The 10,546-nt window shown below is 75.6% G+C and carries 8 protein-coding genes and 1 pseudogene; 8 read left to right on the top strand and 1 reads right to left on the bottom strand.

The annotated features are described in order from the left end of the window. The first annotated feature begins 29 nt into the window (after positions 1-29). From BS72_RS31975 to BS72_RS03630, 6 genes and pseudogenes are all read left to right on the top strand, one after another. Positions 30-911, top strand: a complete 882-nt coding sequence (locus BS72_RS31975) for a hypothetical protein (protein ID WP_051950616.1) — start codon at positions 30-32, stop codon at positions 909-911. Positions 912-1,308: 397 nt separating this feature from the next. Further along, a pseudogene (locus BS72_RS03650) lies at positions 1,309-1,800 on the top strand (hypothetical protein); the annotation flags it as partial. A gap of 128 nt (positions 1,801-1,928) precedes the next feature. After that, positions 1,929-2,852, top strand: a complete 924-nt coding sequence (locus tag BS72_RS03645) for a hypothetical protein (protein ID WP_037906339.1) — start codon at positions 1,929-1,931, stop codon at positions 2,850-2,852. A 266-nt stretch (positions 2,853-3,118) separates the two neighbouring features. Continuing rightward, entirely contained in the window at positions 3,119-4,480 is a 1,362-nt protein-coding gene (gene glnA / locus BS72_RS03640) for a type I glutamate--ammonia ligase (protein WP_037906336.1), read from the top strand. Between the two features lie 65 nt (positions 4,481-4,545). Beyond that, the gene (locus BS72_RS03635) at positions 4,546-5,097 is read left to right on the top strand and encodes a hypothetical protein (protein WP_037906332.1); all 552 of its coding nucleotides are present in this window, start codon (positions 4,546-4,548) and stop codon (positions 5,095-5,097) included. Positions 5,098-5,166: 69 nt separating this feature from the next. Next, entirely contained in the window at positions 5,167-5,553 is a 387-nt protein-coding gene (locus BS72_RS03630) for a hypothetical protein (protein WP_037907486.1), read from the top strand. A gap of 351 nt (positions 5,554-5,904) precedes the next feature. Here the strand turns inward: BS72_RS03630 and BS72_RS03625 are convergent, their stop codons facing one another. Next, positions 5,905-6,330 (bottom strand): Asp23/Gls24 family envelope stress response protein, encoded by a 426-nt coding sequence (locus tag BS72_RS03625; RefSeq protein WP_037906329.1) that lies wholly within the window; start codon positions 6,328-6,330, stop codon positions 5,905-5,907. Between the two features lie 172 nt (positions 6,331-6,502). On the opposite strand from BS72_RS03625, the gene BS72_RS03620 reads away from it, so the two are divergent. Both BS72_RS03620 and BS72_RS03615 read left to right on the top strand, forming a co-directional pair. Beyond that, entirely contained in the window at positions 6,503-7,198 is a 696-nt protein-coding gene (locus BS72_RS03620) for a hypothetical protein (protein WP_063835951.1), read from the top strand. Positions 7,199-7,363: 165 nt separating this feature from the next. Beyond that, positions 7,364-10,501: a bifunctional [glutamine synthetase] adenylyltransferase/[glutamine synthetase]-adenylyl-L-tyrosine phosphorylase gene (locus BS72_RS03615; protein WP_037906327.1), complete on the top strand. Its 3,138-nt coding sequence runs from the start codon at positions 7,364-7,366 to the stop codon at positions 10,499-10,501. Positions 10,502-10,546: the final 45 nt, after the last annotated feature.

The raw sequence follows: 10,546 nt of genomic DNA, 5'->3' as shown, positions 1-10,546 counted from the left end.
GACGGCGCGGTACGCGGAGGGGAGAACGGATGTCCACGACGGACGCGGCGGCGGAGCCCGTGGCGGCGGTTCCGGAAGGCGGTCCGGGCGGCTCGGACGGCTCGGACGGCCCGGGAGGGCTGGACCGTCCGGGGGAGCGGGAGGCGGTCCTGCCCGAGGCGTCCGCGGTTCCCTCCCCGGAGGGTTCGGCGGACGCGGACGCGGAGGCCCCGGCGGAGGGGGACGGGGGCTCCGCGTCCGAGACGGGGCCGGGGACCGGTTCGGTGGACGGTTCGGCGAGCGGTTCGGCGACTGGCTCGGGGACTGGTTCGGCGGACGGGGACACGGCCCCGGGGGATGGGTCCGACGCGGGCCCGGGGTTCCCGTTCGGCCGGATCGCGCGGCGGGTACGGGCGGGGTGGCCCCGGTGGCTGCGCGGTTGGCGCCGTATCGGGGCCGCGGGCGCCGTCGTCGTCCTGCTCGCCGCGTCCGGGGTGCTGCTGTACCAGGCCCAGCAGCTCCGGGACCCGGCCGCCACCGCCAACCGCGCGCTGACCGACGCGCCCGCCACGGACGAGGTCGTCGGCGACGTCAGCAGCGGCCTCACCCGGATCTTCTCGTACAGCCCGCAGGACACCGACGCCACCGGGCAGGCCGCCCGCGAGGTGCTCACCGGCACGGCGGCCGGCCAGTACCAGGCGCTCTTCGGGCAGATCCAGCAGCAGGTCGCCGCCCAGCAGTTGACCCTCACCACCCGGGTGGTGCGCGCGGGCGTGGTCAGCCTGACCGCGACCCGGGCCAAGCTGCTGGTCTTCCTCGACCAGAGCTCGCAGCGCGCCGGTTCCACCGCCACCTCGGCCGCCGCCCAGCTCTCCGTCACCGCCGACCGCCTGGACGGCCACTGGCGGATCAGCTCACTCACGGCCCGCTAGCCCGGACCACCAGCCCGCCCCACCCAACCGGACCACCAGCCGGACCGCTCCCAGCCAGCACCGCTCCGAAGCCCGCCAGGGGAGAACGCACATGGCACGCACCCGCACCGTCCCGGACGCCGCCCCCGGGGAGCCGTCCATCGCCGAGCCCGGCGCGGAGTCCGCCTCCGAGCCCGCTGCCGGCGCCTCCGATGCCGCCTCCGATGCCGCTTCGGAGCCCGCCTCCGGGTCTGCCTCCGGGTCCGCCTCCGAGCCCGACTCCGGGTCCGCCGACAGCTCCGCCGAGCCCGCTGACGGCGGCACGCCCGACGCCGAGGTGGCGGACGCCGAGGTGGCGGACGGCTGCGCGGATGGCGGCGGCCGGGAGAGGGAGGCGGCCCGGTCCCGGCGTCCGCTGCTGCTGGCCGCCCTCGCGCTGGTGCTGGCCGCCGTGGTGGCCGCCGGGTGGACCGGCGTGTCCTGGTACGCGGCGGCGCACGACGACGACACGGCCTTCGCCCGCACCCGGGACACCGTGCTGGCGGCGGGGGAGCAGGCGGTGCAGAACATGAACACCCTCGACCACGCGCACGTCGCCCAGGGCCTGGCCGTCTGGGAGGCGAGCACCACCGGCGACCTGCACACCCAACTCGTCCAGGGCCGGGCCGACTTCGAGAAGCAGGTGGAGGCCGCCGGGACGGTCAGCACCGCGCGGGTGCTCTCCGGCGCCGTCACCGAACTCGACACCCGCACCGGCAAGGCGAGCGTCATGGTGGCGCTGCGGATCACCGTCAAGGCGTCCACCGGGACGCCCGCGGTGAAGGAGAGCCGGCTGCTCGGCGACCTGACCCGCACCGCCTCCGGCTGGAAGCTCAGCGCCCTCGGCCAGGCGCCGATGGGTGACAGCGCCGCCACCGGCACGGCCACCTCCGCCCCGGCCGCGCCCTCGGCCCAGAGCTCCGCCCCGACCGCCACCGCCCCCACGGCCACCACCCCGTCCGCCGGCCGCTGACGCCGCCCGCGAGAGGACCGCACCCCATGTCGACCACCCGGCACCTGATCAACCGGCAGCGCCGGCTCGCCGCCACCGCGGCGGCCGAGCGCACGGTCCGCCCGGCCCGCGCCCGCGCCGCCGGCACCGTCGAGCGGCCCCGCCCCCGTACCCCCGAGGCCGAGCCGCCGGCCGACCTCACCCGTACCCCGGGGACGGAGGCCGCGGGCCGCGTCGCCCCGGCCGAGCGCCCGGACCCGGCTGACCGTTCCCGCCCCGCCGCCCCGCCGAGGGTGCGCACCCGCCGCACCGCGGCCACCACCCGCCCCGCCGCTGACGACGACCTCGCCGCCGAGCCGCAGCCCGCCGAGCCGGAAGCCGAGGCCGACCCCGAGGCCGACCCCGACCCCGACCCCGAGGCCGCGCCGTCCCGCCGTATCCCCCGGCTGACCCTCCGCCTCCCGCTGCTCCTCGCGCTGCTGGCCGTGGTGACGGCGGCCCTGGGGGTCTTCGCGGCGGTGGCCGCCAACCGGGCCTCCGGGCTGCGCGACGACTCCGCCGCCGCCAACACCGCGCTCACCGACAACGCCCGCACCAGCGAGGTCAAGGGCGCCGTCGCGCAGGACGTGAACGCGGTCTTCTCGTACGACTACGCCGACACCGCGCGTACCGACAGCGCCGCGAAGCGCCTGCTCACCGGCGCGGCCGTGAAGCAGTACGCGACGCTGATCGGCCCGGTCAGGGCGGCGGCGGGCAAGGAGAAGCTGGTGCTGACCACCACCGTCACGGACACCGGCGTGGCGACCCTCGACGGCGACCGGGCGCACCTGCTGGTCTTCGCCGACCAGTCCAACACCAGCGCCGCCCAGGGCGCCGCCTCCGACGACACGTACGCGGCGGCCATGTTCGCGGTGGACGCGGTCCGGCAGGGCGGAACCTGGAAGATCTCCGCGATCGACACGTTCAACTGACCGGTCCGTCCAACCGGCCGGGGGCGCCCCCACCGTCCCCGTCGTCCTCTCCGTCCCCGTTTCCATCCCTCCGTCCCTCCGTTCCGCCGTCCCCCGTCCGCCGGGAGCCGCCTGATCCGTCCGGCCTCTTCGATCACGGGCCGTGAGCGGGCACCATGGGAGAGGAGCGGCACCGGCGATCAGCGTGAAACGCTGTGGTGCAATGCTCCTGATCCCCCGGTTCCCACGGCGGGGGAGCGGTGCCTGACCGGCGAGGATGGATGGATATGGACAAGCAGCAGGAGTTCGTTCTGCGCACGCTGGAGGAGCGGGACATCCGCTTCGTCCGGCTGTGGTTCACCGACGTGCTGGGCTACTTGAAGTCGGTCGCCGTCGCCCCCGCCGAGCTCGAACAGGCGTTCGACGAAGGGATGGGCTTCGACGGCTCCGCCATCGAGGGCTTCGCCCGGGTGTACGAGTCGGACATGATCGCCAAGCCCGACCCCAGCACGTTCCAGGTACTGCCCTGGCGGGCCGAGGCGCCGGGGACGGCGCGGATGTTCTGCGACATCCTCATGCCCGACGGCTCCCCCTCCTACGCCGACCCGCGCTACGTCCTCAAGCGCGCCCTCGCCAAGACCTCCGACCTCGGGTTCACCTTCTACACGCACCCGGAGATCGAGTTCTTCCTGCTCAAGGAGAAGCCGGTCGACGGCAGCCGGCCGACCCCCGCCGACAGCTCCGGCTACTTCGACCACACCCCGCAGAACGTCGGCATGGACTTCCGCCGCCAGGCCATCACCATGCTGGAGTCGATGGGCATCTCGGTGGAGTTCTCCCACCACGAGGGCGCCCCCGGCCAGCAGGAGATCGACCTGCGCTACGCCGACGCGCTCTCCACCGCCGACAACATCATGACGTTCCGTCTGGTGATGAAGCAGGTCGCGCTGGAGCAGGGCGTGCACGCCACGTTCATGCCCAAGCCGTTCTCGGAGTTCCCCGGTTCCGGCATGCACTCCCACCTCTCCCTCTTCGAGGGCGACCGCAACGCCTTCTACGAGTCCGGTTCGGAGTTCCAACTCTCCAAGGTGGGTCGCTCGTTCATCGCCGGCCTGCTGCGCCACGCGGGCGAGATCTCCGCGGTCACCAACCAGTGGGTCAACTCCTACAAGCGCATCTGGGGCGGCTCGCAGCGCACCGCGGGCGCCGGCGGCGAGGCCCCCTCGTACATCTGCTGGGGCCACAACAACCGCTCGGCGCTGATCCGGGTGCCGATGTACAAGCCCGGCAAGACCGGCTCCACCCGGGTGGAGGTCCGCTCCCTCGACTCGGGCGCCAACCCCTACCTGGCGTACGCCGTCCTCCTCGCCGCCGGCATGAAGGGCATCCAGGAGGGCTACGAGCTGCCCCCCGGCGCCGACGACGACGTGTGGGCCCTCACCGACGCCGAACGCCGCGCCCTCGGCATCGAGCCGCTCCCGCAGAACCTCGGCGAGGCGATCGAGCTGATGCAGCGCAGCGAACTCGTCGCCGAGACGCTCGGCGAGCACGTCTTCGAGTTCTTCCTCCGCAACAAGAAGCAGGAGTGGGAGGAGTACCGCTCCGAGGTCACGGCGTTCGAGCTCCGCAAGAACCTGCCGAACCTGTAGCCGCCCACCGGCCCGGGAGCCCGTTTCCGGCGGGCCCCGGGTCCCGAGCGCGACCAGGAGGCGCGGTGTTGGGACTCCTCGGCTTCTACGACGAGTTGGAGGGGCGTTCCGGCGCGCCCAACGGGCTGCTGCGCGCCGCCGTGCGGCCGGTCGGCGAGCCGGACGAGGCAGCTCTGGTCACCTATCTGGACGCCGGCCATGCGCTGATCGACGTCATGGAAGGCGGCCACGACGTCCTCACCGGCTCAGCCCACCGCCATTCCGCCGGTTGTTCCTCGCTGTCGACCGACGGCACCTGGCTCTGGCGACGGGACCTCCCGCACTACGTCGAGACCCACCACGTCGCCCTGCCCGCGGCTTTCCTGGCGCACTCGCGCGCCCTGAACCACCGGATGCCCGCGCTCGTCGGCGCGGAGTTCGCCCCGCTCTTCGACGCGACCATGCCTGTCGTCGGCTGGACGTCGGCCGTCCCATGGCGTTCCGTCCAGGCCGTGATCGAGCCCGAGCCGCGCGCCGTGATCAGCAAGGCGCAGTTCGACGCCGCGCAGTCGGACCGCGCTCGGGCCCGGCCGGGCAGACCGCGCAAGCCGAGGAAGCCTTCGAGCCCGCAGGGGTGAATGGGCTGTCCGGCGGGTCCACTGGAATCGAGCTGACCACACGGCTCTCCGAGTGTGATCATGCCGGGCATGCTGCTGCCACCGACGTTCGTGGACACCGAACTCGTCGAGGTCGTCCACATCACCGACCTCCGCTCCGCCGCCACGCACTACCCGTCGCGTGGCCTGATCGGCGACACGGTGGCGATATGGGCGGGCGAGGAGGCCGCCGAGGCGCTGTCGCTGATCACCGGGCTGGCAGGCGGCGACGCCTACCGTTGCTTCGTCCCCCGGTGGGGAATCCGGGCGCACGGCGCCACGAGCCCGCTCTTCGAGATCGCCTTCTGCTTCCGGTGCCAGGCCACCCGCGGCCGGCGCATCGACTCTGGCCGGGGGCAGTTCGGCGAGCACTTCGACGCGGCGAGCCCGGCGGCCGTCGAACTCCTCCGACGCTTCGACGCCTGCCTGCCCGACTAGGGGCCGCTCCCGGCAGGGTGTGCCCCGCTCGCCGCCCTGGCACGGCCGTCCGCCGCGTTGGCGTACCGGCCGAGCAGGCCCGCTACGAGGCCGGGTCGGCGCCTTGCGGCTGACCGCACCAGGACACCTCGCTACCGGGCGAACCGTGCCGGCCGCGGGACTAGGCGTCCCCGCAAGCCCGAGCCTCACGGTCGCGTGGACGAGCCCCGGGCAGGCGCGCGGCCCGCGCCCTTCCGGCGGCCTGGAAGCCGAAGACAGCAGGCCGTGGCGGTGCGCGGGCCGCAGGAAGGGTACGAGCGCGGCTGACGCGGGCTCAGCCGGGAGGGGGTGCCGGGCGGGGGCGCTCCGGGCTCAGCGGACGCGGGCGGTGTCCTGCTCGTCCTCGTCCGGCTCCTCGCCGGGGACGTGGACGTCGCGGACGTTGACGTTGATCTCGACGACCTCAAGGCCGGTCATCCGCTCCACCGCTTTGGTGACGTTGGACCGGATGTCGTCGGCCGTGTCGGCGATCTCCGTGCCGTACTCGACGACCAGGTCGAGGTCGACGGCCGCCTGGCGCTCGCCCACCTCGACCTTCACCCCGCGGGTGTGGTCGGCCGAGCGGGAGACGCGGTCGCGGACCGCGCCGACCGCACGGGTCGGGCCGCCGCCCATGGCGTAGACCCCGTCGACCTCACGCGTCGCGATCCCGGCGATGGTGGCCACCACCGAGTCGGCGATCGTCGTCTTCCCGGCGGTCTTCGAGTGGGACGTGCTGGGCTTCTCCGGGGTGGTCATAGGGCTGGCCCCTTCCTCGCAGGGTTCGCAGGGTGGCCGCGCAGGGGAAACGCGGGCTCTTCCCACCATCGCCCCGGCGGTCCACCCCTGCCACTCCAATGCAGCAGCGCCGACCCGTACCGGGAGGGGCGGCAGGGGGGACGGGCGCCCCGGGCGGGGCCACAATGGCCGGGTGGAGACGCGGGACGGGCAGGACGGGCGGCCGGTGTGGTACGTCGCCTACGGGTCGAACACCCACAGCGAGCGGCTCGCCCGCTACATCGCGGGCGGGCGGCTGCCCGGTGCCTCCCGCGACCACCCCGGGTGCCGGGACACCACCCCGCCCGCCCGGTCGGTGCCGCTGGAGCCGCCGGGCGCGGTGTACTTCGCGACCCACTCGCCGGTGTGGGGCGGCGGCCGCGCCTTCTACGACCCGGCCGCGCGCGGGCGGGTGCTGGCCCGCGCCCACCTGGTGACGCTCGGGCAGTTCGCCGACATCGCCGCCCAGGAGATGTACGGCCGGCCCGGCGCCGATGTCGACCTCACGCCGCTGCTGCGCACCGGTCGGCAGCGGCTCGGGCCCGGCCGCTACCAGACGCTGCTGCGCTTCGGCGCCCTCGACGGGCTGCCGCTGCTGACCTTCACCGCGCCCTGGTCCATGGCCGACGTCCCCTGGACGGTCCCCACGGCCGGATACCTGGACCACCTCGCGGCGGGCCTGCGGGAGGCGGGACTCTGGGACGCGGCCGAGGTCGCCGGGTACCTCGCAGGCTGCCCCGGCGCCGCCGGCCACTGGCGGGCCGAGGGCGCCCGGCTCGTCCCCGCCACACCCGCGCCGCCGCCCCCGCCGGGCCCGCCCGGACCGCCCGGACCAGCCACGGAGCCGTAGGCCCGCGCCGGAGCCCGTAGGCCCCGGGCCCGCCGTCTGCTACGGCGGCCCACGCCACGGGACAGGCGGGATCTCGACCGGTCCGCCGCCGCGAGCAGGGCCTATGCTCGACCCGGGCGGCCCGCCAGGGCGCCGTTGCGTGTGGGCCAACCCGCGGGAGGGCGGATGCAGGGGCGACGCGGCAGTACGTACACCCGGCTGCTGCGGCACGGCTTCACCGACCCCGGGGCCGCCGAGCGGCTGCTGGACTCCGACGCCCTCGCCTCCGTCCGCAGCGACCCCGTCCTGATGGAGGGGCTGGGCGCCACCGCCGACCCCGACCAGGCGCTGCTGGCGCTGGTGCGGCTGGCCGAGGCGCTGGAGCTGGCCGAGCGGCGCACCCTGCTGGACACCCTGACCAGCGCCAAACCGCTGCGGGACCGGCTGCTGGGGGTGCTCGGTGCCTCCGAGGCGCTGGGCGACCACCTCGCCCGGCACCCCGGCGACTGGCACGCCCTGGTCACCTACGAGGCGTCCGACCTGCACCCGGGCGTCGCCGAGTTCGAGGCCCGGCTGGCCCCGGCCCCCGACCCGGACGCGCTGCGGACGGCCTACCGGCGCTGCCTGCTCGGCATCGCCGCCCGCGACGTGTGCGGCACCAGCGACCTGGTGCGGACCGCGGCCGAGTTGGCCGACCTCGCCACCGCCACGCTGCGCGCTGCCCTGGCCATGGCCTCCGCCGAGCAGCCGGAGGACGCCGCCGCGTGCCGGCTCGCCGTCATCGGCATGGGCAAGTGCGGCGGCCGGGAGCTGAACTACGTCTCGGACGTCGACGTCATCTTCGTCGCCGAGCCGCCGGACCGCCCCGAGAGCCCCGCGCCCGCCGAGAGCCCCGGCACCGGAGCCGGCACCGCAACAGGTACCTCAACCGGCACCGGCACCGGCGCCCCCAACGGCAACGGGGGCGACGAGACCAGAGCCGTCCAGGCCGCCACCCGGCTCGCCGCCCGCATGATGCGGATCTGCTCCGACACCACCGTCGAGGGCACGATCTGGCAGGTCGACGCCAACCTCCGCCCCGAGGGCAAGAACGGCCCCCTGGTACGGACGCTCGCCAGCCACCTGGCCTACTACCGGCGCTGGGCCAAGACCTGGGAGTTCCAGGCGCTGCTCAAGGCCCGCCCGATGGCCGGCGACCCCGACCTGGGCGCCGCGTACCTGGCGGCCATCGGCCCGATGGTGTGGCAGGCCGCCGAGCGCGAGCACTTCGTCGCCGACGTGCAGCAGATGCGCCGCCGCGTCGTGGACGGCATCCCCGCCGCCCATGTCGAGCGCGAGCTCAAGCTCGGCCCCGGCGGCCTGCGGGACGTCGAGTTCGCCGTCCAGCTCCTCCAGCTCGTGCACGGCCGCAGCGACCGCACGCTGCGCAGCCCCACCACCCTGACCGCGCTCGCCGAGCTGGCCGCCGGCGGCTACGTCGGCCGGGCCGACGCCGCCGCCCTGGACGCCGCCTACCGCTTCCTGCGGCTGATGGAGCACCGCATCCAGCTCTACCGGCTGCGCCGCACCCACCTGGTCCCCGACGACCAGGCCGGCCTGCGCCGGCTCGGCCGGGGCCTGGGGTTCCGACTGGAACCGGTGGAGACCCTGAACCGGGAGTGGCGGCGGCACGCCCGCGAGGTGCGGCGGCTGCACGAGAAGCTCTTCTACCGGCCGCTGCTCGACGCCGTCGCCCAACTGGACACCGACGAGAGCCGGCTGAGCACCGGCGCCGCCCGGGAGCGGCTGCTGGCCCTCGGCTACGACGACCCGGCCGCCGCCATGCGCCACCTGGAGGCCCTGGCCAGCGGCGTCAGCCGCGCGGCCGCCATCCAGCGCACCCTGCTGCCGGTGCTGCTCGGCTGGTTCGCCGACTCCGCCGACCCCGACGCGGGGCTGCTCGGCTTCCGCCAGGTCTCCGAGGCGCTCGGCAAGACCCCCTGGTACCTGCGGCTGCTGCGGGACGAGGGCGCCACCGCGCAGCGGCTCGCCCGGGTGCTCTCCTCCGGCCGGCTCGCCCCCGACCTGCTGCTGCGCGCCCCCGAGGCGGTCGCGCTGCTCGGCTCCGCCGACGGCCTGGTGCCGCGGGAGCAGGCCGCGCTGGAGCAGGAGGTGCTGGCCGCCGCCGGCCGGGCCGACACCCCCGAGCAGGCCATCGCCGCCGTGCGCGGGGTGCGCCGCCGAGAACTGTTCCGCACCGCCGCGGGCGACATCATCGGCGCCTACGGGGACGACGCCGAGGAACCGGTGCCCGCCGGCGGCACCGGCCCCGCCGAGCCCGCCGGCACCGGCGCCTCAGCCGACCAGGGCGCCCTGGTCGACCGGGTCGGCGCCGCGGTGTCCGCGGTGACCGCCGCGACCGTCGCCGGCGCCCTGCGGGCCGCGGTCAACGTCGTCACCGGCAACGACGCCCGGCCGCTGCCCACCCGGTTCGCCGTGATCGGCATGGGCCGCTTCGGCGGCGGCGAACTCGGCTACGGCTCCGACGCGGACGTCCTCTTCGTCCACGACCCGCGCGAGGACGCCGACCCGGCCGAGGCCACCCGCGCCGCCCTCGCCGTCGCCGACGAGCTGCGCCGGCTGCTCCAGATCCCCACCGCCGACCCGCCGCTGCTGGTCGACGCCGGCCTGCGCCCGGAGGGCAAGAGCGGCCCGCTCGCCCGCACCCTGGCCTCGTACGGGGCGTACTACCGCCGCTGGTCGCTGGGGTGGGAGAGCCAGGCGCTGCTGCGGGCCCGGCCGGTGGCCGGCGACGCCGACCTCGGCGCCCGCTTCACCGCCCTCGTCGACCCGCTGCGCTACCCCGACGACGGGCTGCACGACGACGCGGTCCGCGAGATCCGCCGGCTCAAGGCCCGGATGGAGTCCGAGCGGCTGCCGCGCGGCGCCGACCCCACCACCCACACCAAGCTGGGCCGCGGCGGACTGTCCGACGTCGAGTGGACGGTGCAGCTCCTCCAGCTCCAGCACGCCGCCCGGCTGCCGTCGCTGCGCACCACCGGCACCCGCCAGGCGCTGGCCGCCGCCCGCGCCGAGGGCCTGGTCACCGCCGAGGACGCGGAGGTGCTGGACGTGGCGTGGGTGCTCGCCACGAGGGTGCGCAACGCCGTGATGCTGGTCCGCGGCCGGCCCGGCGACACCTTCCCCGGCGACGGCCGCGAGCTGGCCGCCGTCGCCCGCTACCTGGGCCACCCGCCCGGCCACGTCGGGGACATGCTGGAGGACTACCGGCGCACCACCCGCCGGGCCCGCGCCGTCGTCGAACGGCTCTTCTACGAGAACTGACGCGTGACAGCCGACGGCGGCGCGCAGGGGGGCGGGCCGTCGGCC

Origin of the sequence: Actinacidiphila yeochonensis CN732 (assembly GCF_000745345.1) — a bacterium.
Classification (GTDB): Bacteria; Actinomycetota; Actinomycetes; order Streptomycetales; family Streptomycetaceae; genus Actinacidiphila; species Actinacidiphila yeochonensis.
Note: the sequence above shows the minus strand (reverse complement) of the source record. Positions and strands in the feature narration are given on the sequence as shown.